General features: G+C 55.4%; 22 protein-coding genes and 1 tRNA gene. 15 read left to right on the forward strand and 8 right to left on the reverse strand.

Annotated elements, in window-relative coordinates:
- Positions 1–15 precede the first annotated feature (15 nt).
- Positions 16–882 (forward strand): GGDEF domain-containing response regulator, encoded by an 867-nt coding sequence (locus tag BUB55_RS03245; protein ID WP_073188166.1) that lies wholly within the window; start codon positions 16–18, stop codon positions 880–882.
- A 50-nt stretch (positions 883–932) separates the two neighbouring features.
- On the opposite strand, the gene BUB55_RS03250 is transcribed toward BUB55_RS03245, so the two are convergent.
- From BUB55_RS03250 to BUB55_RS03260, 3 genes are all read right to left on the reverse strand, one after another.
- A complete protein-coding gene (locus BUB55_RS03250) occupies positions 933–1,562 on the reverse strand; it encodes a bifunctional 4-hydroxy-2-oxoglutarate aldolase/2-dehydro-3-deoxy-phosphogluconate aldolase (RefSeq protein ID WP_073188168.1) in 630 nt (209 codons plus the stop codon).
- Between the two features lie 63 nt (positions 1,563–1,625).
- The gene (locus BUB55_RS03255) at positions 1,626–2,840 is read right to left on the reverse strand and encodes an ABC transporter permease (RefSeq protein ID WP_073188170.1); all 1,215 of its coding nucleotides are present in this window, start codon (positions 2,838–2,840) and stop codon (positions 1,626–1,628) included.
- 19 nt (positions 2,841–2,859) lie between these two features.
- The gene (locus BUB55_RS03260) at positions 2,860–3,612 is read right to left on the reverse strand and encodes an ABC transporter ATP-binding protein (RefSeq protein ID WP_073188248.1); all 753 of its coding nucleotides are present in this window, start codon (positions 3,610–3,612) and stop codon (positions 2,860–2,862) included.
- 193 nt (positions 3,613–3,805) lie between these two features.
- Here BUB55_RS03260 and BUB55_RS03265 point away from each other — a divergent pair, with 193 nt between their 5' ends.
- Positions 3,806–6,280 carry an OmpA family protein gene (locus tag BUB55_RS03265; protein WP_073188171.1) on the forward strand — a complete coding sequence of 825 codons (2,475 nt, stop codon included), beginning with the start codon at positions 3,806–3,808 and terminating at the stop codon, positions 6,278–6,280.
- Between the two features lie 72 nt (positions 6,281–6,352).
- Positions 6,353–7,336: an SDR family NAD(P)-dependent oxidoreductase gene (locus BUB55_RS03270; RefSeq protein WP_073188173.1), complete on the forward strand. Its 984-nt coding sequence runs from the start codon at positions 6,353–6,355 to the stop codon at positions 7,334–7,336.
- Positions 7,337–7,339: 3 nt separating this feature from the next.
- Here BUB55_RS03270 and BUB55_RS03275 read toward each other — a convergent pair whose 3' ends face one another.
- A complete protein-coding gene (locus BUB55_RS03275) occupies positions 7,340–7,756 on the reverse strand; it encodes a GtrA family protein (RefSeq protein WP_073188175.1) in 417 nt (138 codons plus the stop codon).
- 115 nt (positions 7,757–7,871) lie between these two features.
- Between BUB55_RS03275 and BUB55_RS03280 the strand changes: the two genes are divergently transcribed.
- The 7 genes from BUB55_RS03280 (at position 7,872) to BUB55_RS03310 (ending at position 16,178) form a co-directional block, all read left to right on the forward strand.
- Positions 7,872–9,359, forward strand: a complete 1,488-nt coding sequence (locus BUB55_RS03280; RefSeq protein ID WP_073188176.1) for an acetyl-CoA hydrolase/transferase C-terminal domain-containing protein — start codon at positions 7,872–7,874, stop codon at positions 9,357–9,359.
- Between the two features lie 64 nt (positions 9,360–9,423).
- Entirely contained in the window at positions 9,424–9,609 is a 186-nt protein-coding gene (locus tag BUB55_RS03285) for a hypothetical protein (RefSeq protein WP_234971781.1), read from the forward strand.
- 65 nt (positions 9,610–9,674) lie between these two features.
- On the forward strand, positions 9,675–11,954 hold the full coding sequence (locus BUB55_RS03290; protein ID WP_073188179.1) for a histidine phosphatase family protein: 2,280 nt from the start codon (positions 9,675–9,677) through the stop codon (positions 11,952–11,954).
- Between the two features lie 7 nt (positions 11,955–11,961).
- Positions 11,962–13,515, forward strand: coding sequence for a histidine phosphatase family protein (locus tag BUB55_RS03295; protein ID WP_234971782.1), 1,554 nt, complete (start codon positions 11,962–11,964; stop codon positions 13,513–13,515).
- A 230-nt stretch (positions 13,516–13,745) separates the two neighbouring features.
- The gene (locus tag BUB55_RS03300) at positions 13,746–14,597 is read left to right on the forward strand and encodes a hypothetical protein (RefSeq protein WP_073188183.1); all 852 of its coding nucleotides are present in this window, start codon (positions 13,746–13,748) and stop codon (positions 14,595–14,597) included.
- Between the two features lie 47 nt (positions 14,598–14,644).
- Positions 14,645–15,004: an acyl-CoA carboxylase biotin carboxyl carrier protein subunit gene (locus BUB55_RS03305; protein WP_073188184.1), complete on the forward strand. Its 360-nt coding sequence runs from the start codon at positions 14,645–14,647 to the stop codon at positions 15,002–15,004.
- 13 nt (positions 15,005–15,017) lie between these two features.
- Positions 15,018–16,178 (forward strand): sodium ion-translocating decarboxylase subunit beta, encoded by a 1,161-nt coding sequence (locus tag BUB55_RS03310; RefSeq protein ID WP_072809289.1) that lies wholly within the window; start codon positions 15,018–15,020, stop codon positions 16,176–16,178.
- Between the two features lie 142 nt (positions 16,179–16,320).
- Here BUB55_RS03310 and BUB55_RS03315 read toward each other — a convergent pair.
- A tRNA-His gene (locus BUB55_RS03315) sits at positions 16,321–16,394 on the reverse strand.
- 94 nt (positions 16,395–16,488) lie between these two features.
- Positions 16,489–16,854 (reverse strand): hypothetical protein, encoded by a 366-nt coding sequence (locus BUB55_RS03320; RefSeq protein ID WP_073188186.1) that lies wholly within the window; start codon positions 16,852–16,854, stop codon positions 16,489–16,491.
- A gap of 100 nt (positions 16,855–16,954) precedes the next feature.
- Between BUB55_RS03320 and BUB55_RS03325 the strand changes: the two genes are divergently transcribed.
- A complete protein-coding gene (locus BUB55_RS03325; RefSeq protein WP_073188194.1) occupies positions 16,955–17,824 on the forward strand; it encodes a ComEC/Rec2 family competence protein in 870 nt (289 codons plus the stop codon).
- 19 nt (positions 17,825–17,843) lie between these two features.
- A complete protein-coding gene (locus tag BUB55_RS03330) occupies positions 17,844–19,484 on the forward strand; it encodes a nitronate monooxygenase family protein (protein ID WP_073188202.1) in 1,641 nt (546 codons plus the stop codon).
- Here the strand turns inward: BUB55_RS03330 and BUB55_RS03335 are convergent.
- Positions 19,481–20,227, reverse strand: coding sequence for an acyl-[acyl-carrier-protein] thioesterase (locus tag BUB55_RS03335; RefSeq protein WP_073188203.1), 747 nt, complete (start codon positions 20,225–20,227; stop codon positions 19,481–19,483). The two genes, BUB55_RS03330 and BUB55_RS03335, sit on opposite strands and share 4 nt — an antisense overlap.
- Positions 20,228–20,278: 51 nt before the next feature.
- Here BUB55_RS03335 and aroA point away from each other — a divergent pair, with 51 nt between their 5' ends.
- Genes aroA through dacB form a run of 3 tightly spaced genes read left to right on the forward strand, consistent with a single transcriptional unit; the run spans position 20,279 to position 25,327 of the window.
- Entirely contained in the window at positions 20,279–21,583 is a 1,305-nt protein-coding gene (gene aroA, locus BUB55_RS03340) for a 3-phosphoshikimate 1-carboxyvinyltransferase (protein ID WP_073188205.1), read from the forward strand.
- Positions 21,580–23,154 carry an extracellular solute-binding protein gene (locus BUB55_RS03345; protein WP_083596848.1) on the forward strand — a complete coding sequence of 525 codons (1,575 nt, stop codon included), beginning with the start codon at positions 21,580–21,582 and terminating at the stop codon, positions 23,152–23,154. The genes aroA and BUB55_RS03345 overlap by 4 nt, the downstream gene beginning before the upstream one ends.
- Before the next feature lie 7 nt (positions 23,155–23,161).
- The gene (gene dacB / locus BUB55_RS03350; protein WP_073188211.1) at positions 23,162–25,327 is read left to right on the forward strand and encodes a D-alanyl-D-alanine carboxypeptidase/D-alanyl-D-alanine endopeptidase; all 2,166 of its coding nucleotides are present in this window, start codon (positions 23,162–23,164) and stop codon (positions 25,325–25,327) included.
- Here dacB and BUB55_RS03355 read toward each other — a convergent pair.
- Positions 25,324–25,773 carry a hypothetical protein gene (locus BUB55_RS03355; RefSeq protein ID WP_073188213.1) on the reverse strand — a complete coding sequence of 150 codons (450 nt, stop codon included), beginning with the start codon at positions 25,771–25,773 and terminating at the stop codon, positions 25,324–25,326. The two genes, dacB and BUB55_RS03355, sit on opposite strands and share 4 nt — an antisense overlap.
- Between the last annotated feature and the right edge of the window lie 94 nt (positions 25,774–25,867).

Consider the following 25,867-nt stretch of genomic DNA (forward strand, 5'->3'; position numbering starts at 1 on the left):
AAATAGAGAGGGATTATGGTTGAAGAGAAAATTCTTGTCGTCGACGACAATGCCGAAGTGCTGGAAAAAACGCGGAATCTGCTTTCGCAGGTGGGCTACAGCGTGATTATGTGCCATTCCGGCGAGGAGGCCCTGGCGCTCTTGAACAAGGAACGCGTGGACTTGGTCCTTTTGGACATCAACATGCCGAGCTTGAATGGCTACGAGGTGTGCCTGCGCATTCGCCAAAGTTTTGCCTTGGATGACTTGCCGATTATTTTCCTCACCAGCCGCGAGGATTCCGATAGCGTGACCAAGGGCTTCCATGCCGGCGCGTCGGATTTTGTGAGCAAGAACGCCCTTGCCGATATTTTGCTTTCGCGAGTCAACGTTCACATCCGCTTGGCGAGGACGCTCCGCTTTTTGCGCGACATCTCGCTGACCGACGATTTGACCGGCTGTTACAACCGTCGCCACGCCATGTACTCGTTGCGCGAATTGTTTGCCCGCAGCAAGCGTTACGGGACTCCGTTCTCCCTCATTTACTTTGACTTGAACGGACTCAAGATTGTGAACGACAAGTACGGGCACCAGGCGGGCGACTTGTTGCTTCGCTCTGTGGTGAACGCCTGCAAAAAGCTGTTGCGCGAATCTGACTTGCTGTTCCGTATGGGTGGCGATGAGTTCATGGTGCTTTGCCCCGATACAGATAAACGCGGAGCCTTTATTTGTGCCGAACGTATGCAGGAAGCGGTGAAGGCGGTGACCATTGTGGACCAGACGGTGACATTCGCCTATGGCATTGCGCACTCGAACGAAGACTACAAGGACATGGATGAGATGCTCCACAGTGCCGATTCTTCGATGTACGACTGCAAAAAGAAAATGCACTCGGGCAAGTAAAGCCGATTTTCTACTTGCCGCTTGTGAAATTTTTGCCTGAATGTAGAAGGCTATTTAATGGCGTCGAGCAGTAATGCGAGACGCTTTTTGATTTCGTCCCAGTTGCTCTCGGCCATGAGCTTCGCGTTGAAGATGCTCCCGCCAAAGGCGAGGAGGTTCGCGCCGGCGTTAAGGTAGTCCTTGGCGTTTTGGGGATTCACGCCGCCGCAGGCGAGGAGCGGGATGCCGTGGAACGGACCGCGGAGCGCCTTGATGTATTCGGGACCGCCCACGCAGTTGACGGGGAACACCTTGACTGCGGTGGCGCCGAGGTCGTATGCCTTGAGCACTTCGGTCGGGGTGAGGGCGCCCGGGATAATGGGGATGCCCGCGGTGACCGACATGCGGATGAGGTCGTTGCGGGTGTTGGGAGCGACGATGAACTGGGCGCCGGCTGCAAGCGCGGTTTCGAGTTCGCCCATGTGGCAGACGGTGCCTGCCCCCACGAGAATCCCGTGGGGTTCCGCGGCTTCACGCAGGGACTTGATGATTTCGGGCGCTGCCGCGGTGTTCATCGTCACCTCGATGGCCTTGAGTCCGCAATCGGTGGCTGCGCTAACGCATTCTTCTTCGGCACCCTTCGGGATGTCGCGCAAAATGCCTATAACCGGCATGTCTTTCAAAAAATCTAGAAGGTTCATAATCCCTTGCTCCGTTCAGCTTCTAGAAATCTATAAAAAACATTTGGGGATGGAATGTAAAGCCTACTCGAAGCGCAGCGCCTCGATGGGGTCGAGTAGGCTCGCCTTGCGTGCCGGGTACCACCCAAAAAACACGCCCGTGGCAAAGCACACGCCAAAGCTCACCACGATGCTTGTGATGGAAATGCTCATGGGCCAGTTGGCGATGGCCTTCACGGCCTCGGAGGCGGCGATGCCGAGGGCTATCCCTATGGCTCCGCCAAGGAGGCTTATCATGACGGACTCGAATAGGAACTGGAGCAGAATGTCGCGGCTCCTGGCGCCAATCGCCATGCGGAGCCCAATCTCCTTGGTACGTTCGGTCACCGACACGTACATGATGTTCATGATACCGATGCCGCCCACCAGCAGGCTGATTCCTGCGATGGCGGTAAGCACCAGCGAGAGCAGGTCCGAGGTGCTTGTGACCATGGTGATCATCTCTTCTTGCGTATGGACGCGGAAGGGGTCGGTGGGCTTGGTCCAGCCGCGGCGCTCCTTCAAAATTCCCATGATCTCTTCCGTCGCTTTTTCGGCGAAGCCTTCCCCAATGGAGTTCGCAAAAATCTGCCTGATGTTCGTCGTTGCGCTGAATCGCTTCATCACGGTCTGGTACGGTGTGAAGATGACGTCGTCCTGGTCCTGCCCAAAGTCGCCGGAACCCTTTGCTTTCAATGTGCCGACCACCTTGAGTGGGATGCTCTTGTAACGGATGGTCTTGCCGATGGGGTCCGTATCGGGGAACAGGTTCTTGACGACGGTCTGCCCAATGACACAGACCTTCGCCATACGGTCAGACTCGTCATCGAACATGACTCCGTCGTCGATTTCGTAGTTCCTGATTTTGAGGTAGTCGGCGGAGACGCCGCTCAGGGCGGTGGGGGAGTTGTTGTTCCCGACGACAGCCTGCCCGCCTACGCTCACCATGGGCGATACGGCGTTGATGTAGGTCGCCTGCTCGCGGAGGGCCTTGAGGTCTTCTTCTTCAAGGGTCTCGGCGGCGTTGCTCGCGTCCAGTTGCACCCCCCCTCGGCGGCTCTGGTTGGGCATGATGATGATGGCGTTCGTGCCCATCGAGGTCATCTTCTCCTTGATGGACTGCTTGGAGCCTTCGCCCATGGCGACCATCGTGATAACGGCGGCGACGCCAATGACAATGCCCAGCACCGAGAGGAAGGTGCGCATGCGGTTGCGAAGAAGCGCCTTGATGGCAATTTTTATGAGAGTTAGTGGGGACATCGTCAATTATCCATTATCATCAATTATCAAAAGTCTCTGGTGGAGGGAGTGCCTCAAAGGCGGCCTTCGCATCTTGCATGTCGTTCCTCACGTCTTTTTTCAGGAGGCCGTCACGGAGCGTTATGGTGCGTTCGCTAAAGGTGGCGATGTCGGGTTCGTGCGTCACGAAGGCGATGGTTTTGCCCTGCTGGTGCAGTTGCTGAAAAATCGTCATGATTTCGTAGCTGGTTCTTGTGTCCAGGTTCCCGGTGGCTTCGTCGGCCAGGATAATGACCGGGTCGTTCACCAGGGCGCGGGCGATGGCGACCCTCTGCTGTTGTCCGCCGCTCATCTGGTTGGGCATGTGGTTCATGCGGTCTTCGAGACCGACCATCTTGAGTGCGTCGAGGGCGCGGCGGTGCCGTTCGTCCGGGCTGATTTTAGGGTTGTACAGCAAGGGCAGTTCCACGTTCTCGAGAGCAGTGGTCCTGCTCAGCAGGTTGTAGCTTTGAAAGACGAACCCGATTTTGCGGTTGCGGATGCGGGCGAGGGCATCCCGTTTGAGTTTCTCGGTGTGCTCTCCGTCGAGGATGTAATGCCCGCTGGTGGGCTTGTCCATGCACCCCAGTATGTTCAGCATGGTGGACTTGCCGGAACCGCTGGTTCCCATGATGGTGACGAACTCGCCTTTGTGGATGTCGAAGCTCACGCCGCGCAGTGCATGCACGGTCTCGTCGCCCATTTTAAAGTCGCGGCGGAGATTTTCGATAGATAAAATCGGTTTTTCAGCCATTTTTTGCAAAAAAAGAAGTTTTTCACTTATTTTGATGTTTTTGCGCGTTTTTTCGTTGCTTTTTAAAAAATGAATATAAAAGTAACTAAAAATTTGCTTGTTTGGGGCTCGCAAGTGGTTGTAACAAATGGACTTGTAAGTGTATTTTAATAAGGATTTTCTATTATTTTGAGAAATCACAAAGGGGTTGCAAATGAAAAAAATCATTGCATTATCATTACTTGCCGGCTCCGTCGCCTTTGCCCATTCCGGGTACCAGGGCGGATCCGATGGTTTCCACCAGAACAACGCTTATACTCTAGGTCAGTGGGGAGTCTCCATTGGCACGGGTGGTGATGTCTCCAACGACTCCTGGTCGTTCTCCCGTAAAGGCAGCTTCCAGGATGCGCAGGGCCATTCTTACAACTTTGAAGACTGGGCGGGCTCGTTCTCGGGCAACTTCAACGCTAGCGTTGGCCTGCTGAGCTTTGCGGATGTTGGCGTTGTTATGCCCCTTTATTATGAACACGCCCATGAATCCAGTGGCACCGCCAGTGCGGCCAACATGTGGATCGCCGGTCAGGGTGACCTGAACGCATGGATGAAGATTCGTGCGCCGTTTGGCGACGAAAAGACCGTCTTTGCCATTGCGGGTGTGTTTGACCTTTTTGCCCCGACAGGCATGCAGTCCGCAGGTGTCCGTCCCCGCCATGTTTGGTACATTGATGAACGCGGCAACACGGACCCGTTTACGGCCAATGCCTGGGCTGGTGCCGCAGGCCTCGTTATGACCTTGGATTTCTCCAAGATTGGCGCTCCTATCCGCTTGAACGGCCATGCCAGCTATGTTCATTCCTTTGGCGACGGTCAGGCCGATGCATTGATTTACGATGCCGGTTTAAACTTGCTGGTGAACGATGCCTTGGACATGTTCGTGGAATACTCCGGCGAAATGCGCTTGGAAGAAACCAAGTACCCGCGTGACCCCATCGCAGAACCGATGTACATTACTCCGGGTCTCCGCTTCCACCTGCCCCTTGGTATTGATATGGGCGTTGGTATGGACATCGCTGTGCGTAACTACCAGGACTTCACTTTCGAAGGAAAGAAGGAAGACAAGTACGCTCGCTCTCAGAAGCTGCAGTTCAAGGGTGACAACGATCAGTACTATACCTATGGATATAGCCCGGGACCGCTCTATGCCGCCGTTGCCATGTTGAGCTGGCACATGGATGGCAAGCCCATGGTGAAGGACGAGGACAAGGACGGCGTCTCGGATGACAATGACCAGTGCGCCCACACTCCCTCCGTGGCTACCGTGGATTCTGTTGGTTGCCCCATTGACAGCGACAAGGACGGTGTCATTGATGGCATTGACAAGTGCGACCATACTCCGGAAGGCGCTACGGTTGACTCCGTGGGCTGCCCGATGGACGGTGACGAAGACGGCGTGTTTGACGGCATTGACAAGTGCCCGAAAACCAAGAAGGGTGCCGTGATTGACATTACTGGTTGCGAAGGCGACTTCGACAAGGATGGCGTTGAAGATTCCAACGACCGTTGCCCGAATACCCAGCCTGGTATTATCGTCGATACGACGGGTTGCCCGGCCGACAGCGACCACGATGGTGTGTTTGATTCGTTCGACAAGTGCGCCAACACGCCGCAGGGCCTGCCTGTTGATTCTACGGGTTGCGCGGCTGATGCCGACAAGGATGGCATCCCCGATGCTCTTGACAAGTGCCCGAACACCCAGAAGGGTCTGCCTGTTGACTCTACGGGTTGCCCGGCCGATGCCGACAAGGATGGCGTTCCTGATGCTCTCGACAAGTGCCCGAACACCAAGGCTGGCGCTCAGGTGAATGCTGAAGGTTGCGAAGGCGACTTTGACGGTGACGGTATCCCGGATGCCGCTGACATGTGCCCGAATACCCAGAAGGGTGTCCCTGTTGACTCTACGGGTTGCCCGGCCGATGCCGACAAGGATGGTGTTGCCGACGCTCTCGACAAGTGCCCGAATACCCCGGCTGGCACTACGGTCGACAACAATGGTTGTACTCTTGACTTTGACAAGGACGGCATCTCGGATGATTTGGACAAGTGCCCGAACACCAAGGAAGGCGTCCAGGTGGACAGCACCGGTTGCCCGAAGGATGAGGACAAGGACGGTGTCGCCGATGGCATCGACAAGTGCCCGTCTACCGAAAAGGGTATTTCTGTGGATAGCGTTGGCTGCCCGATGGATACCGACAAGGATGGCGTTGCCGACCACCTTGACAAGTGTCCGTACACCCTCGAAGGTATCAAGATTGATGCCAAGGGTTGCCCGACCAACAAGAAGCAGGATTTGAACAAGCTGAAACAGGGTATCCAGTTCCAGACGAACTCCACCAAGTTCACCAAGAACAGCTACGGTACCTTGAATGACATTGTCGCCTTGATGAACCAGATTCCGGGCTCCAACCTCGAAGTCCAGGGCCACACCGACAATGTGGGCAGTGCCAAGAAGAACAAGGAACTCTCTCAGGCCCGTGCTCAGGCTGTGGTTGACTACCTTGTGAGCAAGGGCATTGACTCGAACCGCTTGCGTGCCGTGGGCTATGGCTCCGAAAAGCCCATTGCCAGCAACGGAAACAAGAAGGGCCGCAAGGCGAACCGCCGCGTGGAACTCGTTCCGTTCGAAAAGTAGTTCGGATTTAAAGAATTAAAAGGCGTCCCCCAAGGGGACGTCTTTTTTTATATTTTGAGTGAGCGAGGTAATATGCCTAAAAAGATTCTTGTGACAGGTGCCGCGGGCTTTATTGGTTGTGAAGTTTCCTTGATAATGCTTTCGAAGGGTTATCAGGTGGTGGGAATCGACAACATGAATTCCTACTACCAGGTGTCCCTCAAGGAGGACCGTCTTAAACGACTGGACCATGCGGACTTCAGGTTTCAAAAGATGGACCTTGCCGACGCCTCTGCCGTAGCCGCCCTTTTTGAAGAGGATCATTTTGATGGCGTTATCCATTTGGGCGCCCAGGCGGGAGTGCGCTACAGCCTGCAAAACCCGCAGGCGTATATCGACAGCAATATCACCGGTTTTTTAAATATCCTCGAAGGGTGCCGCAAACACCCAGTAGAACACTTGACCTACGCTTCGTCCAGCAGCGTTTACGGCCGCAACACCAAGACTCCGTTTAGCACCGACGATCCCGTGTGCCAGCCTTCGAGCCTTTATGCGGCGACCAAGCGCAGCAACGAACTGATGGCGGAGACTTACCGTCATTTGTTCAATGTGAACGCGACGGGGCTTCGCTTTTTTACCGTTTACGGACCGTGGGGCCGCCCCGACATGGCGCCCTGGCTTTTTGCCGATGCCATTATGCACGACAGGCCCATCAAGATTTTTAACAACGGCAACATGATGCGCGATTTTACGTACATCGACGACATTGCCGGCGGGGTAGTGAAAGTATACGAGACGGGTGCGTCCCGATTTGCGGCAGGGAAGCCGGAGTCTGCGGAGCACCGCCTGTATAACATCGGTCACGGCGACCCGGTGAACCTGCTCGACTTTGTGAAGACCCTCGAAAAGCACTTGGGCAAGACCGCCGAAAAAATCTACATGCCCATGCAGCCTGGCGATGTCGAAGTGACTTGGGCCGATACAAAGGCTTTGGAAAAGGATGTGGGCTACACCGCGGGGACAAATCTGGATACAGGCATCAAGGCCTTTGCCGATTGGTTTAAAGGCTACTGCTAAGCCTTATTTTTTGAACACCCATTTTTTATATAGGGTGAAACTCACAAGGACGTAAACAACGTTCGCGATGATGTTGGCGAAGTAGGTGGGCTTCATGAATTGTGAAATCCGCCCGCTAAAGTTTGCGCACCATGGGGCGTTCAGCAACAGGTATGCGCAACCTTCGAGGACAAGCAGATTAATTGCGTAACTGCAGAGGAACACCACGACAAAGCGTACGACTTCGGTGCGTTTTTGATTGTTGCTTTTGAAGTTCCAAATGCGGTTGCAAATGTAGCTGTTGCAGCCCCCGGCTACAAAACCGAGGAAATTGGAAAGCTCCAGGTTCCAGTCAAGCCACTGGTGCAGAACCCATACCACAAGTAGTGTGATGAGGGTGTTCATTATGCCAATGATATTGTACTTGATAAAGTGAATCACGGTGACTAATATAGAATTTAGACAGTAGGCAGAACTTAGTAGGTAGAGCTTAGTTGGCAGAACTTCTAAACTCAAATTCCACACCCCTCGCCTCACATTTATTTATTTTTGTCGCATGGACTGGATTACTGGCAGAAAATGCAGCGCCGCTGCAGCGGCAGAATTGATTAACGACGGGGATGTGCTTGGCGTTTCTGGATTTACACTGGCGGGTTACCCCAAGGCGGTTCCTTTGGCTATCGCGGAACGTGCCGAAAAAATCCACGCCGAGGGCAAGCCCTTCCAGGTGACGCTCTTTGCCGGGGCGAGTACCGGCGACAGTTGCGACGGGGCGCTGGCCCGTGCCAAGGCCATGAAGTTTCGCATGCCCTACCAGAGCAACCCTTCGCTCCGCAAGGGAATCAACGACGGGAGCATCAAGTACATTGACGCACACCTTGGCAAGATGGGCTACCTGGTGCGTACGGGGGCCGTGCCTGCCCCGACGGTCGCCATTATTGAAGTCAGCGCCATTTTGCCCGATGGCCGTGTATGCCTTTCCACTTCGGGGGGCAATTCGGTTTGCTACCTCGACATGGCGTCCAAAATCATTCTGGAATTGAATACGCGCCTAGGCGACAGCTGCGTGGGCATGCACGACAATGCGTTGCCCGAGCTGCCTCCGCACGCGAAGCCTTTGTCGGTTTACAGCGCGGGGGACCGCGTTGGCGATACTTTTGTCAAGATCGATACGAACAAGGTTGTGGCCATAGTCGAGAACGACGGCTTTGACGAAGTGACCCCGTTCGTGGAACCCGATGAAATCTCCATTAACATCGGCGAACGCATTCTGGATTTCATTCGTTTTGAGGAATCCCACGGGCGCCTCCCTAAGGGCATGGCCTACCAGAGCGGCGTGGGCAAGGTGGCCAACGCGGTGCTTTGCGCCATGGCGAACGACGACCGCCTTGGAAAAATCGACCTCTTTACCGAGGTTATCCAAGAAGCCGTGTTGCCGCTTCTCAAAAAAGGCAAGCTGGGCGTTGCCAGCGGAACCGCCCTCACGCTCTCCAAGGAAGCGCAGCAGGAATTTGTGGAGAACGCCGCCGACTGGAAGCGCCACTTTGTGCTCCGCCAGCAGGAGGTGAGCAACAGCCCCGACATCATTCGCCGCGTGGGAGTGATCTCGATGAATACGGCCTTGGAGTTTGACATGTTTGGCAACGTGAATAGTTCGCTAGTTTGCGGGTCCGCGATGATGAACGGCATTGGCGGTTCTGCCGACTTTGCCCGTCACTGCGCTCTCGGTTTTTTCTTGACGCCCTCCGTGGCAAAGGGTGGTGCCATATCGAGTGTGGTTCCCTACGTGAGCCATGTGGACCATGCCTTTCACGATACGCAAATCTTTGTGACGGAACAGGGACTCGCCGACTTGCGCGGCCTCCCTGCCGAGGAGCGGGCGCGCCGTATTATTGCGAACTGCGCCCACCCGGATTTCCGCGACGAGCTGACGGATGTGCTGGAGTATGGCATTAAGCATGCAAAGGGAGTACATTTACCGCTCGCCTTGGACCGCGCCTTTGAAATGCACGAGAAATTCCTCGCCGAAGGCAAAATGCACTAGGGATAATTTGCCGCAAAAAACGCACGTTTTTGCGAAGTACAGTGACCCCGCACAGAGGTTTGTTATGTTGAGTTCCCACGACAAGGTGATGGTCCCCCTGGTGGCGTACTGCACGAACTTGAAGGCAAATCTCAAGTACTATGACGGCGGAAAGTGGCTCAACTACCTTGCGGGAATCGCCATAATTATTGATGAATTCGGAAACAGGCGCTATGTGCCGGTCAAGGGCCTTGATTCTGCATATACGTAGTTGTATCCTGGTCGAATTTTACTATTGTTCCGTTTATGAAGTCTTTTTGGCCACTAGTCCTGACCATGTTTTTTTTGGTATGCTGCGGATCCGACGACCCGGCATCTAAAGACCCCGCTGCGGATGACCCGTCTAGTGAGGATGTCGACTATTCCGATGGTGAATATTCGAGCGGTGGCGGTTCAAGTGGCGGTGGTTCAAACGGCGGTTCAAATGGTGTGGCCAGTTCGAGTTCCATGAAGGTGGAGGCGGTTCCCGCCGTTACCGATACGCTGATAGAGGATACGACTCTTGTTGCGGACAAAAATGCGCTTCCTGAATGCAATTCCAAAAAAGAAGGCCAGTCCTTTTTTGTGGAGGGCGAGTCTACGCTCTACTTTTGCATCGAGGGCGAATGGTACCCGTCCTCTGCCGTTTCTGAAGTCCTTGAGATTTCTTGCCATGGCGGCTCGCTGGTTTTAAATGATCCCGACGGGGAAAAGGATGAAGAGGAATCTTCGGGTCAGGGGCAAACAAACCCGTGGGGCGCCTTTGGTGGTGGAGGCAATACAGCCTCTGCTCTCGATACGATGCCAGCCCGTCGCCCTGGCGCGCACATTGTGGGTATAGCCGAAAAGGGCCCGTTCCGCTATGGCACCTCGGTGAAGATTGTTGAACTCGACAGTACGCAGAGACTTGCCGATTCCAGGAAAACACACAAGACATGCATTACGGATGCGGCAGGGAATTACAGTTTTGACAGTGTGGATCTTGTGTCGCCGTACCTGCGTGTGGAGGCGAACGGTTACTTCTATAACGAACTTACGGGAGGGCTCTCTTCGGGCATGGTGACGCTCAATGCGGTTGCCGACGTGACAGACCGCGATACGGTGAACGTGAACATGCTTACCCACATGGAAGCCCCGCGCGTGCTTAAGCTTGTGGAGAACAGCGGCAACAACCAGCCGATCCGTTCGGTGAAGGCGCAGGCCCTAAAAGAAATCCTTGCCTCGTTCGAGATAAGCCTGGGAGGTTCTTCGGGCGGAAACAACGGGTTCCCGGGCTGGGGCTTTGGACAGCAACAGGCGACAGTCTCGACCGACGGCCGCTTTGCTGAAGACATCTCGTTGTTCGATGGCGATGAATACAGCGCTGCCTTGCTTGCGATATCCATCATGATGCAGAGGAATGGTTCCGGGAACGACATGCTCCAGTATGCGGGCGGTATTGCGGAACGCATCAAGGGAAACGGCAACTGGGACGACAACAATGCCAAGGCGGACCTTGCGGACTGGCTCATGGTGCTGGATACGAGCGGTTCGTATGCGACCATACGGAACAACATGGCGAGCTGGAAATTGGGCGACGTCCCCGATTTTGAAAAGCACTTGCGCAGTTTTTGGACGAACATTTACCAGTTCGGTGCGTGTAACTCTATGACCGCGGGCACGGTCAAGCATGTGAACAACAGTTTAAGCAAGTTCTTCATCTCTTATTACGAGCAACCCGACGGCCCGCGCACCCGCTTTATTTGCGATGGTGAAACGCACCTGTGGCGTGCGGCAACCGATATCGAGAAAGATACGGTGGGCTTTGGCAAGGGCGAATACGAAGGGCAAATCAAGAGCGGTGTAATCAATGTCGACAAATACTACGTATACGAGCAAAGTAAGGGCAAGTGGCGTGTGGCGACAAGCGACGACATTATGGAGTTTGTGGATATCGAAGAGGTCATGGATGGACTTGCTCCAAGCGACAAGGTCATATTTATTTTGCGGCATGCCGAACGTACCGATGATACTGGCAAGAGCGGCCACTTGACCGCGGGCGGCAAAACTCAGTCGCAAACGGTAGGCAAGAAACTCAAGGGCGAAGACATCGTGTTCGCAAATTCTACCTACACGCGTAGCAAGGAAACTTGCGAGAATATGGCTACGGGCGCGGGAGTCTCTTACACCGAGAATACCATTGCGGATTTGGATGGTGAATGGTATGTGAAGGACGAGTCCAAGTATGAGTCTTGCAAGAGCGAGAACGGCGGCGGCTGGGGGGCGACTTCCGCTTACGCCTACAAGGGGATTTGCCCTGGCGTTTATTACGATTTTGAAGACCGCAGCGAAGAGTTCGTGACGAAGATTGTGAAGCCGGCGTTCTCCAAAGTAAAACGCGTGGGCGTGTGGATTTCGCACGATACGTTTGTAGTTCCCATAACGGTTTATGGCTCTAACAAAAAGGTCAACCTGCGTTACTTTGATACCAAGCAGTGGATTTATTACTTGGCGGGGATTGCCATCATCATGGATTCGAAGGGCAATATCCGTTACGTGCCTGTGCGTGGACTTGATTCGGGAACCATGACAATGTAGGTGAGCGGTGAAAAAGAGTGTATGGTGTGTTGGATGCTTGGTGGCCGTTTTGGCGGTCGCGTTTGTCGCAGGTTGTAGCGACGGTAACGGCGTCATGCCTGGTGGCGGGGAAGGCTCCCCCGAGGTTGTCGAGAAAATAGACGCTCCGCTTTTTGTCTATGAAATATTGGCAGACCGGATGGCAACGGATTCGACTGCTATCGACATACTGGACATGTTGTCCGAACCGCGCGTGGAACAACTCTTGATGAACCACGTTCCCGAGGAAGTGGTGCATGTGCAGGCGAAGCGCGAAGCGGCTGCCGCCTTCGGGATAGATTCCGTACAGCTCGCAAACGATTCCGGCGCGGTGATGCTCGCCGTCTCTGCGATGGTGCAGAACCGTGAAAGCAAGGATGGGACGATGAACCTTATTCGCAATCTGGGCGAGGACCTGAAGGGGGATGGCGTCTGGAACGACCCGAACTGGAAAATCAAGATTGCGGACTGGGTCGTGGGACTTGATTCCAACTGGCGGTATAACGATGTCCGCAACAATGCGGCTCCGTACTATGGCGGGAACGTGCCGTATTTTGAAAAGTACATGCGGGCGTTTTTCCCGATTGCCTACGGTTTTGAACCGTGTGACGCCTCGAATGCGGGGACGGTCACGTACGTAAATCAGGGTCAGAGCGTCTATTTCGCGAACAACTATGAGCATGCGGACCATTCGCGGGTGCGATTCATTTGCGATGCGAACGGGTTCCAGTGGCGCGTGGCAAGTGCCATCGAGAAGGATACGGCGGGCTTCGGTGCGGGCGAGTACGATAAGGAAGTGCGCGAAGGCCGCGTGAACCACGACAACTACTACATCTTCGATGCGGGCCGTTGGCGCGCCGCGACCCCGCAGGAGGCTGACGGCTTTACCGACCTCGTGCAGGTGTACGCAAACCTCAAGTCGAGCGAGAAGGTTGTGTTCATCATCCGGCACAGCGAACGCACGAGTGAAACGGGCGCAAGCGGCCACCTGACTGACAACGGGAAGAAATATGCCCGCGATTTGGGTGCGCGCCTCGCGAAAGTCGGGACGGAGGATTTCTACTTCGGGTATTCGGGCTACACGCGCACATACGAGACCTGCGAGTACATTGCGCAGGGCAAGGGGCAGGTCAACTACACCATAGAGGTACTCCCGTACATGGATGGCGCCTGGTACGTGAAGGATGCCGCCAAGGCGGATGCTTACGTGAATTCCGATGGCGGAGGCTGGATGGTGTATTCCAAGTACGGCTTTACCGGCGCTTACTCCGATGCGTTCTACGACTTGGAAACCCGAAGCGAGCAGTTGCTCAAGGACCAGATTCTAGCGAACATCGGGAGCATGAAGCGCGTGAACGTGATGTGTACGCACGACTACCTGGTAGTGCCATTGCTTGCCTACACGACTGACGGCCACGCGAACGTTCGCTACTACGAGAAGAACCGCTGGGTCAACTACATGGCGGGCGTGGCGATGATTATCTCTGCCGATGGGTCTGTACGGTATGTTCCTGTGAAGGGCCTTGAAACGGGAATAATGTAACTCTGACTCGAAAAAAGATATATTAAAGAAAAACGGCGCCATATGAATTTTACCTGTAAGATAGGGTTACAGGGAATCGGGGTGATTGTCGCGGCTGAATTGACCCAGAATTAAAGCGTTTCTGACCAAAAAATCCCAACGACTAGTCTCTAACCACTAGTCAGTTTTCTATATTCTCCCGCGTTGATTTTTATCAAACAGTTCACTTAATTAAATGGACACATTCCTATATGAATGAAACAGTACAGAATGCAGCCGATTCCGCAGTAGCCCCGGCCCCCGCCGCGGCCCCTGTCGCCGAAGAAGCTGTGCAGCAACCGGCTATCGTTGCAAGCGAACCGGCTGCCAAGGTGAAGGGCAAGTTCGACGAACAGCTCGGGCTCATGCTCCCCTCCGACGCAGCCCAAGTCCAGGCGCAGCTTTCCATGCCGGGCATGAGCGATGACATGGTTTACAAGATCGTGGAAACCCACGGCGGTAACCATGCGGTTCTCTACAAGACTTACGACCAGGCAGTGCTTGCCCGCGACGTGCGCGATTCCATCGAGAACGCCGCCGGCCACAAGGTCCTCCCCATCGCGAAGGCGAAGCTCGGGTCCACCTATTGCAAGGGCGAATACTCCACCGAACAGGGCTGCAAGGGCGAATCCGACACGTTCGGCATCGGTTCCCTGGTTGAATTCCAGGCCACCGGCCTCATAGTGGTGATGGTGGTGATTATCGGCCTCACGGTGCTCTGCTACCTCATGAATTTCATCATGGCGAAGCTCGGCCTCAACAAGATCAAGGCTCCGGCACCCGCGGTCAAGGCTGCTCCTGCCGCCGCCGCTCCCAAGACGATCGCCCCGGCCCACTGCGACTGGGACCCGAACGCCAAGAGCGTCCACCCGGGCTTCACCAACAAGCAGCTCCAGGCATTCCTCGGCATTGCCGCCGTCGCCGCCCTGGAAGAACACCCCGGCATGAGCAACGATACGTTCCTTGCCCTGGTGACCGCCGCTGCGACCCAGGCCATCGGTCAGCCCTGCCGCGTGACCGCCTACAAGAACATTAACTCCCCTGCTTGGACGATTGTCAAGTAAGGTCAACTTTTAAAACTTAACAGGCTTATTAGCCAGGAAAAATCAAAATGAAGAAAACAGTCCGTATCAGTTTCGAAGGCAAGACCTACGACGTCGAAGTAGAAGTTCTTGATTCCGCCGTCGCCGCCGCTCCGGCAGCCCCGGTCGCCGCTGCCCCCGCTGCCGCTCCTGCCGCAGCTCCCGCCGCAGCCGGTGGTACCGAAGTGAAGTGCCCGCTCGCCGGTTCCGTGTTCAAGCTGAAGGTCAAGGTCGGTGACAAGGTCGAAGCCAACCAGGAAGTGGCCATCATCGAAGCCCTCAAGATGGAAAACCCGGTCGTCGCTCCGTGCGCCGGCACTGTCAACTCCATCTCCGTCAAGGAAACCGATACCGTCGTCGACGGCCAGACCCTGATGACCATCGCCTAAGAGGTACAGATAAATGAGTTCACTCTTAAATTCGGTCGTCGAGTTCGCGTGCGATACCGGATTCGCATATGTCACCGGCCCCATGGTGATTATGTGGATCGTGAGTTTCGTGCTGATGTACTTGGCGATTGTCAAAAAGTATGAGCCGCTGCTGCTCTTGCCGATTTCGCTCGGCGCACTGGCGGTGAATATCCCGAGCGCCGGGTTCTACGATGGCGGCTGGAGCATCGAAGGTATGTTCACGCCGACTGCCGGCCTCTACTACTACATCAGCCAGGGTATCCACCTGGAACTCTTCCCGCCCATCATCTTCTTGGGCGTGGGTGCCATGACGGACTTCGGACCGCTTATCGCCAACCCGCGTACGCTGCTCCTCGGCGGTGGCGCCCAGTTCGGCGTGTTCGCGACCATGTTCTGTGCCGTGGCCCTCGGTGGCTTTACTCTCGGTGAAGCAGCCTCCATCGGTATCATCGGCGGCGCCGACGGTCCGACCTCCATCTTCACTGCGAACAAACTCGCAAAGCACCTCATCGGACCTATCGCCGTGGCGGCCTACACCTACATGGCTCTCGTTCCGCTCATCCAGCCGCCCATCATGCGCCTGATGACCAACGACAAGGAACGCAAGATCCGCATGAAGGCTCTCCGCCAGGTGAGCAAGGCCGAACGCATCGTGTTCGCCGTGATGGTGATGATCGTCTGCATCCTCGTGGTGCCCGACGCTTCTGCACTTATCATCATGCTCATGCTTGGCAACATCTTCAAGGAAGCCGGCGTCGTGGAACGTCTCGTGAAGACCTCTTCCAACGAACTCATGAACATCGTGACCATCTTCCTCGGTACTTCCGTGGGTCTCACGATGTCTGCCGACATCTTCCTGAAGCCGCAGACCCTCATGATTATCGCCATGGGCGTTGTCGCCTTCGGTTTCTCGACCGCGGCCGGCCTCTTCCTCGCGAAGATCATGAACTGGTGCTCTCCGAAGAACCCCGTGAACCCGCTTATCGGTTCTGCCGGCGTGTCCGCTGTGCCGATGGCCGCCCGTGTTTCCCAGGTGGAAGGTGCCAAGTATGACCCGCAGAACTTCCTCTTGATGCACGCCATGGGCCCGAACGTGGCCGGCGTGATCGGTACCGCAGTCTGCGCCGGTTACATGATTAGTAGGCTTTCGTAGCCTAGGGCTTCATTGACTTGTGTTGTCATCCCCGCGAAGGCGGGGATCTCCATGCAAAGGAAAAGCCTCCGACTCGTTCGGAGGCTCCTTTTTTTGCTTGCCAGAAACAGAAAATCCCGCGAGGAACCGCGGGATTTTGAAGGGTGGGTGACCGGACTCGAACCGACAACATCCAGAATCACAATCTGGGACTCTAACCAATTGAGCTACACCCACCGTGTAGTGTGCCCAAATATAAAAAAGCCATCCCAAATTTCAAGGGATGGCGGGCAAAAAGTTTGGGAAAACCGGCGAAATCGCCCCAAAAAGGTTACTCGGCGTTCTTCTTTGCCATGATGCGGATGAAGTTTTCGCGCTTGAAGTCGTTCCTGTGCTCCATGCAAAAACGTGGGTACACCGTCTGCTTGGGGAACACCTTGATGGTGAAGAGCTCGTTGCAACCTTCCAGGCAGCACTTGAACGTGAGGTCCATTGCCTCGGTGTAGTTGTGGCGGAAGATGATGTTCTTGGATTCGATGCTCTCGACATTCTTCTTTTGCTTTTGGCGCAGCTTGATGTCGCGGTGCAGTTCGCAGTACTTGGCGATCGGGTGGCCCCAGAACTCGCGGCCGCAGCCCGGTTCCTGGCAAATCTTGAGCTTGATACGCTTTTTCTTTTTGTATTTAGGAAGCTGCATAAATACTCCGTTTTTAGACGAATCCCGTCAAGTAATGTAAAATTTAGCAAAAATCCCTCGAGAACGTCACAATTGCGGCCAAAAATCCGTTTATAAGGGTATGAGAGGCTTCAAGTGTTTCGAATGGATCCAAAAGTGGCGTGTCCGGATCGCCCTCGGGTTTGTCCTAGGGGTGTTCGGATGTACCTATGTGAGCGGGGATGATGGCGACGGTGATGGACCGCTCCGACTGACGGTATTGAACGTGGGGCAGGGGCTTGCGGTATTGCTGGAATACGGGGGCCGTTACGCCCTGTACGATACGGGCCCCGATTCGGTCGGTGTGACGGATTCGCTTTTGGCCCGCGGCGTCGATACGCTGGAGTGGGTGCTGCTCAGCCACTACCACAGGGACCACTGCGGCGGCTTTATGGAGATGCTCCCGCGGGTCCATGTCGGCAGGCTCTTTGTCGGGAGTGACACTGCGGTCGGGTTTGTGCGCGACTCCGTATTCGGGTTGGTGCGGCGGTTCGGCATTCCGGTCGATACCCTGGTTCGTGGCGATAACCTGGCGTTGGAGGGCCCGCGGTTCGAGGTGCTGTGGCCGCCCGAGTACTGGCGGGTGGGCGAGAACGGGGCGAGCGTCGTTTTGCGGGTCGAATTCGGCGAGGGCTCGGCCCTTTTGACGGGCGATCTTGACAGCGCCAGGGAACGGAGTTTGCTGGAGCTTTCGCCGACGCTCGCTGCGGACTTGTTGCAGGTGCCGCACCACGGTTCCGCAGGGAGCAGTACGATGCGCTTTTTGAGCCAGTTGGCTCCTGACTTCGCTGTGGTAGGAGTGGGGGCGCACAACAGGTACGGCCACCCGGCGCGTTCGGTTGTCCAAAAATTGAATTACGTTCTTGGTGATTCGACCAAACTGTACCGCACCGATTTGCACGGGAGCGTGGACTTTGAAATCCATCAGGATCTGGGCGTCCTCAAACCTTGAAATTTGCTATTTTCGGGGGATGCTCCACTACATTCACATTCCGGTGATGGGAATCTGTTATACGGCGGATTCGCCCATGCGCATTGCCCACATGGGGCTCACCTCGGCGATTTCGTTAGTGGACGACGGCCTGCTCGAGGAGTACCGCATGGCGTACGCGGAACGCCTTGGGGTGGATGTGGGCACGCCGCAGACCTCGCGCGAGGAACGCATTCGCCTGTACCTGGACTTTGTCACCAACGAGGTCCAGCGGAAATTTGACTGGATCCGGGGGCTCCGTGTTGGTGGCGGCAACTTCCACATGAATGATGGGACGGTCGCCGGCTTGAACGAGAAGGACCGCTATTTTATGATGCTCCCGTCGGGTTCGCCTTTGCGCGCGGAATACGACCGTGTTTGCTCGCTCTCTGGCTTGCAACGCGTTTCTGCCGAGATGGACTTGACCCAAAAGATGGAATGCGGCGAAATCCAGGCGAACATCATGGTGGGGCTGAACCACGAGGACGCTGCGATTGCCGCCGTGCGCGGGTTCGCCGCCTCGAAGGTGAGAGGCTCGCTGATCTTTAGCGCCGGCGTAAACCTTGCCGTGTTCGAAGAGGTCGCCAAGCACGAGGAATTCTTTCGGCAGGTAGTTCAACCCGGGGGCGAGTCCGTACCCCCGGCCAAAAAAATCATCTTGAAGGTTTCGGATTACCGCTCCGCTTTAATACAGGGGCGCTACCTTGCCAAAAAGGGCCTGGAGGTTTACGAGTACCGCATTGAGTCGGGAGTGAACTGCGGTGGCCACGCGTTTTTTGGAGCGCGCAAGAGCATGCCCGAGGTGCTGCGCGAGTTTGTCGCCAAAAAGCGGGAACTGTTCGAGGCTACCAGTGCTGCCATTCGCTCGGCGGGTCGGGTTCCGCCTCCGAGTGCGGCCAGGTTGACAGCGCAGGGAGGGCTTTGTACCGCTGGGGAAATTGAGCAGGTGCTGGCGATGGGTGCCGATGGCGTTGGTGTGGGGACTCCGTTCTTGCTGGTTCCCCAGGTGACGAGCCTCGATGCCGAAACGCGTTCTTTGCTTGCCGCGGCGACGCCCGACGATGTGGAACTGAGCTCCGCTTCGCCGCTCGGCATCCCCTTTATGAACTTGAAGACCAGCAGTGCCGCCGTGCTTACCCGCCAAAAGGCGGAGCGGTACTTGATGGCGCGCGGAACGCCGGGCTACCCTTGCATACAACATTATTTGTGTCGCAGTATCCCGGGCTTTGACCATCCTGTTTGTATGGCCTCGGTGGAATACGAAAAGTGCCGCCTGGCAGAAATCGACAGGCTAGAAACCTCGGGGGAATTTTGCGCGGTCGAAGCCGACGCTGCCCGCAAGGAGACTTTGGCGCGTGAGTGCATTTGCCGGTTCCTCGGGAACGCCGGTCGCGAAGAGATTCGTGCCAAGCGTCCTTCCATCCATTTTGAGCCCGAGAAGGTTGCCGTGGCGCGTGGTGTTATGCCTGCCCGTCACCGCGAGCCCGTCACCGTTTGCCCCGGGCCGAACATCGCCTACTTTGACCGCGAATATACTTTGCTCGAGATGATGCAGCACCTCTATGGTACAGGCCCGAGCTTGACGCCCGCAAACAAGCCTAGCGCCTTTGAAGTGGAAAAACAGATTTTAAAGTCGGTCTAGTCGGCAAATCCGATGCGCGCCTGGAAGTGGCACTGCGTCATGTCTTCGGAATTCATTCCAAAAATATAGGCGTGGTGGTTCGTGTTTTTAAAGCGCACGATGTTCACCTTGCCGCCCAGCGGGATTTGCGTGATGTAGTTCATTTGTATGGAACGTACACGACGTTCCTTGATCTCTTCGGCGTCTAAGCTGTCCATGACCCAGTCCACGTAGCGGCAGTGGTTCACGTGGTTGTTCATGTCGAGGTCGCTGTAGTTCGCCTGCTCCTGGCGGATGAGCTTGGGCTCGATTTCTGGATTCAAAATTTCCATCATCTCGGGGAGGGCGTTCTTGCCGGGGAACAGCGGAATGGGGTAGGGGCTGTTGGCGGGGTTCTCGGCCTTGCCGGTCTTGAGGTTCACCAAAAGCCACGAGGAGGTCGCCTGTGCAATGGAGTTCCCCTGGGAATCTATGATGGAGTAGTCCTTGAGGCAGACCTTGTCCTTGTAGAATTCCTTGGCCCAGGTGGAAATCGAAATCTTTTCGCCCCATACGGGCGTGTGCAAAATGCGGATCTTGAAACGGGTGATCACGGTGGTGTAGCCCGCCTTCATCATCTTCCAGAGCCCAAAACCGCCGCGCTCGGCGTCGGCAATGGCGGTCTCCTCCATAAAGAGGAATAGGTTCGAGAGCTTGAGCCTGCTGTGGTGATCGCAATCGGAGAAGCGGACGTCAAAGTCCTTGGTTGTGATTTCCTGTTCCATTGGGGATTCCTCTTGAATTCAACTTTTAATAATAATGTATAATTTAGCAATATGGAAGATTTTCAGTTTCGTCCCAGTTTTGTCCAATTGTCTGCTTTAAGTTCTTTTAACGGCGAGGTCCGCCTCCCCGGCTCCAAAAGTATTACCAATCGAGTTTTTTTGATTGCCGCCTTAGCGAAGGGGGCTATTCGCCTTCACAATTTGCTCAAAAGCGACGATACGCGCTACATGGGCGAGGCTCTGCAAAAACTCGGTATCAAAATTGAGTTCTCGGAGGATTTCTCGGAGGCCGTTGTCGAAGGCAACGGCGGCCCGTTTACGGTGCCGGGCAAAAGCGAAATCTTTTTGGGCAACGCGGGAACGGCGATGCGTTCGCTGACAGCGGCCCTTACTTTGGGCGCGGGCGAGTTCTACTTGCGTGGTGAAGAGCGCATGAGCGAGCGCCCCATTCGCGACCTGGTCGACGCCCTCCGCATGCTTGGGGCGGATATTGAGTACGAAGAGACCGAGGGTTACCCTCCGGTGTGCATCAAGGCGAACGGCTTGAATGGCGGCGACGTGGAAGTGCGCGGGAACATCTCGAGCCAGTACCTGACGGCGCTTTTAATTTGCGCCCCTTATTGCAAAAAGCCGCTCCACATCCATGTGGTGGGTGAGCTGATTTCGGCCCCGTACATTGAACTCACGCTCGACGTGATGAAGGCTTTTGGTGTCGACGTGCGCCACGAAGGCTTGACGGATTTTTATGTGCCGCAGGGCATCTATGTTTCCCCGAGTGAATACAGCGTGGAGGGCGACGCCAGTTCTGCCAGCTACCCGTTGGCTGCGGCCGCCATTGCCAAGGGCAAGGTGCGCGTGCTGGGGGTGGGGAGCAAGAGCTGCCAGGGAGATGTGGCCTTTGCCGAAGTGCTCCGCAAGATGGGCGCCACGGTCACGATAGGTCCCGATTGGATCGAGTGTGATGGCACTCAAGGTGAGCTCCATGCTGTGGACTTGAACCTGAACGACATCCCGGATGCGGCGATGACTGTTGCGGTTCTCGCGCTCTTTGCCGATGGCCCCATGACCATCGACGGCATTGCGAGCTGGAGAGTCAAAGAGACGGACCGCATTTCTGCCATGTCGGCGGAATTGCGCAAGGTGGGAGCCGAGGTTCGCGAATCCAACGATTCCATCACCATCACGCCCCCTGTCAAATTGCAACCGGCGACTATTGAGACGTACAACGACCATCGCATGGCTATGTGCTTTAGCCTAGTTGCTCTGGGTGGCGTCCCCATCAAAATCATGGATCCTGCCTGCGTCAACAAAACCTACCCGCACTTTTTTGAAGACTTCAATCGGCTTTCCAAATGATGAATTTTTTAAAGCATAAGATTCTCGTTCCCGTAGTGGCGCTTTGTGCCGTCGCCTTTTGTGTGCAGCCGCTGTTCGCGCAAAAACAAGCCGATACACTTTCGTTTTGGCTGATGGATAACGGGCTTGGTTCGCAAAAGACGGTACAAAAGATTGTCAAGAAATTCCAAAAAGAAACGGGTGTCGCTGTCAATGTGCGGCAGCTGAACTGGGCCCAGGCCTTTGACGAAATTTCGAAGGCGTTCGAGGGCAAGGCGGAGAACGCTCCCGACGTGCTTCAGTTGGGCTCCACGTGGGTGGCGCACTTTGCCGCGGCAAAAAAGATTCGCTCCGTAGACTTTATGATGGACCGTATGGATTCTTCCCGTTTTTTTGCGGAAGGCTTCAAGAACACCCATATTGCCGATGAGCCCGGTTCTTATTCTGCTCCCTGGTTTTTGGACGTTCGCGCGCTATACGCCAACGAACGCCTTTGGAACGACCTTGGAATCCAAAAGGAGGACGTCGACAGCTATCCGCAGTTTTTGGGCGTCCTTCGCGGTGTAGCCGAGACTGAACTCAAAACGTCGAAAGGGGAGCCCGTGGCCCCCTTTGGCTTGCCGGGCAAGGACGACTGGACGGGTCCGCAACAGATGGCCCCCTTTGTGTGGAGTTACGGTGGAGACTTTATTGCTCGAGACTCCCTGGGGTTGCGCAGCGCCCTGTTGGATTCAAACACGCTCTTTGGCCTTGCCGCTTACCTGAAGGTCCTGGGCGATGCCGGCATGGCTCCCTACAGTTTGTCCGAGAACTCGGTGCAAAATGCCAACCGCTATATTCAGGCGCGCCAGTTGTTCCTTTGCGGGACATCGGAATTAATCCGCAAAATGGCTTTCTCCATCGAGGAGGGCGGATTGAAGGCGACTCCTATTGCCGAGGATGGCATCATGGTCGTGCCACCGCCTGCAGGCCCTGCCGGAAGGATTTCCTTTGTGGGAGGCAGCCACTTGGCCATGCCCGTCAAGCGCAATACCTCCAAATATGCCTTGGCAGAGAATTTGTTTATGTTCCTGCTCCAGGCAAACAACATTGACGCCTATTCCCGTAGCATAGGGTTCCTCCCTGCCGACAAAAGTATTGTCCGCATTTGGAACCAGGACGAACGCTATTCCACCCTGGTCGAAAGCCTCGAGAATGGTCGTGCCTTCCCGAACATTCCCGAGTGGGGTACTATCGAAGGCGTTTTAATCCATATGTCCAACGAGATGGGCGCGGCCCTCTCGACAACGAAGGATCCCTCGGAACGCCGCCACAAATTGGCGGAACTCATTATGAAGGCGCATGCCGACATCAACCAGATTTTGAAATACAAGGGAGAATTGCCGGCAGAGGGTGTCGCCATGGTGGAGGGCGTCCTCGTCAAGGACATTCCGGAAGTGGTGCCGTCGAATTTGCAACAGCTTGCGGCGGCGGTCAAGAACTCTGCACAGGACGTCTCGACGACGAACCCTGCCTTGGTTATTGTTCTGGTGTTGAGCGTTCTCGGGTGCGTGGCCTTTACGATACGTCGTTATACCTTGCGTGACGAATGAGGTCGGAATGCAATTCAATAGGCTGGTTGCTGTCTTTGCTTTTTTTGCCGCCCCTCTGTTCGCAGGCATCGACCTGACGTCGTTTCAGGCCTACGTGGATTCGGTGGTGCCGAATTCCCGCTACGGCATTTCGGTGCGCTCGGTCAAAACGGGCAATGAAATCGCGAACCTGCGTGGCGCCGAAAAATTTACTCCGGCGAGTACACTCAAAACGCTTACGACGGCGACGGCCCTCCATTATTTGCCGCTGGATTACGCCCCGGTGACCGAAGTGTCGCTTAACGGGAGTGTGAGCAAAAGGGTGTTCTGGGGTACGGTGAATGTTCGCGGCGAGGGTGACCCCAATTTTTCGGGGCGCTACTTTGCTGACCCGTTCTACATGCTGAACCAAATGGCCGATTCCATCAAGGCGCTCGGGGTCGATACCATCCATGGCAAACTGGAATTGGATACGGCCTATTACACGGGCCCTTGGCGTGCCGAACATTGGCGCAAAAACTTTTATAATGCCTGGTACGGTGCCGAAATCGGTCCGCTGGGCTTCAACGACAACTGCACCATGGTGCGGTTCAAGCCCGGCGAAAAGGAGGGCGACACCGCCATTGTCTCGATTCTCCCCGATGTGGGCTACGTGACGGTCAAGAATGAATTGGTGACCGTGTCTGGTAAAAAAAAGAAATGGACCTACGCCATTGACTCCGCGAAGTCCATCATCACGCTGGGCGGGACCATTGGGCTGAACGTGGATTCGGCGAGCCTCGTGCTGCCGATTCGGAACCCGATTGGTTATTTCCGTGCAGCATTCTTGAGCGCCCTCAAGGAACGCGGGATTGCCTTTGTCGAGGACGTTGCCGTGCCCGCGGGTATTGTGATTCGCCGCTTTACGTATTCGGCGGCTCCGCTTTTGAGCATTCTGGACGAAATCAACCAGCGCAGCCAGAACTTCCATGCCGAGACACTGTTCCGCAATTTGGGCGCGCAAAAGGCGGGCGAAGGTAGCGTTGAGGGTGGCAAGCAAATGGAACGCAAGTTTCTCGCCGAGATGGGCCTCAATCCCGACGACTTTGAAGTGTGGGACGGTTGCGGGCTCTCTCCCAAGAACAAGCTCAAACCCTCGGTAGAAACGCAACTGCTTGCCAAGATGGCTCGCCACCCCAAGGGTGAATACTACATCAACAGTTTTGCCGGTCCCGGCGTGGGGACGGGCGGCAAGCGCATGCTCGATTTGCAATACCCTTGGCTCACGCGCTTCAAGACCGGCTTTATTGGCGAGGCGCACGGGCTTGTGGGCTTTTTGTTCCCTATGGATGGTGATACGCTCACGGTCGCCATGTACCTGAACGAAACGGGCAAGAACCCGGACCAAAAGTGCAAGGATGTCTTGGACACTTTGTGGATGCGCCTTATCGCCATGACGAACGACAACTATGCGTCCCTCATGGAAATGAAGCAGCTGTGGCTCTCGGCACAGAATGTGCATGGGCTCCCAGCCCGCTTGGAATTTTTCTCCCGCGCCTTGTACGGGAAACCCTATAGTCTTGGGCCGATGGGAGAAAGTTACCTGGATTCCATTGAAACCAAGCCGTTAGTTTATATGGACTCGGTCGATTGTGTTACCTATGTGGAACATGTGCTTGCCATGGCGCTTGCGACAAGCGAAGATTCTATTTTTGCAATCCATCAGCGCATCCGCTATTTTGACGGCAAGATCGGCTATACAACCCGTAAGCACTATATGCTTTTGGATTGGGTTGGCGAGGGCAAATTCGCCCGTGTGGTTCCCATGCCGGGCGATACGGTTATTCAGCGGATCATGCCCAAGAACGACTTTTTCAATTCCAAGAAGTTGAAGTTCTCGGTGGCGGGGAAACCTGCCACCGATCCTAAAATGGATCTCCGTTACCTGCCTTACGACAAGGCCTGCGAATGGGCGAACCAGCCTGGCGGTGATTCTTTGAAGGTTTTGGGCATAGCCTTTGTTGGCAAGTCCGAAAAAATTGATGCCACCCACACGGGTTTTGTTGTGATGCAGCCGGGCGTGCGACCTATGCTTCGCCATGCCTCCTCCCTAAAGAAAAAGGTCGTGGAGCAACCTCTTGCCGAGTACCTGCAGAGCCGCAAGGGGAAACTCCCCGGCGTGACTTTTTTCGAGTTTATTCCTTCGAAGATTTAATCCCCAAAATCAAAGGCGAGAATTGCGACGAGTTCGTGCTTGCCCTCGCTGGAGTCCGTGTTTTCAAAGGCGGTCCACGCGTCGGGTTCCCATCCGTAGGCGGCTATTGTGAGTTCCTTGCCCATGGCGGTCTCCGCTTTCTCGATTTCTTCCCATTGGATGGCGCCAGCGGGTGCATTGTAGTAGCGGAGCATCCCAAGGGCCTCCATGGCTTCGGGGTGGTCGTCGATCAGCTGGTAAACGCAGTCCTTGTAAGAGTCGCCTTGCAGGCGTATGACGCGGTATAGCCTTTTGCGACCAAGAAACTGCCGCAGGTCCCCGATATGCGCAGGCACTTTGGAATTGCCGCCGAAGAACACTACCAGTTCGCGGAAGATTTCGGAATCCTCCTCCATGAGGGGAGAGAAATTTTTGATGATTTCGACGATGTCAGAAGCTTGCGGCATATCATAACGATAGAAAAAACCCCCGCTGGTTTAGCCGGCGGGAGTCTTTTAGGGTTCATTGATTGTGCCACAGGCCTGTGGCCTTTTCGAATGC

Source organism: Fibrobacter sp. UWP2 (assembly GCF_900141705.1).
Taxonomy (GTDB): Bacteria; Fibrobacterota; Fibrobacteria; order Fibrobacterales; family Fibrobacteraceae; genus Fibrobacter.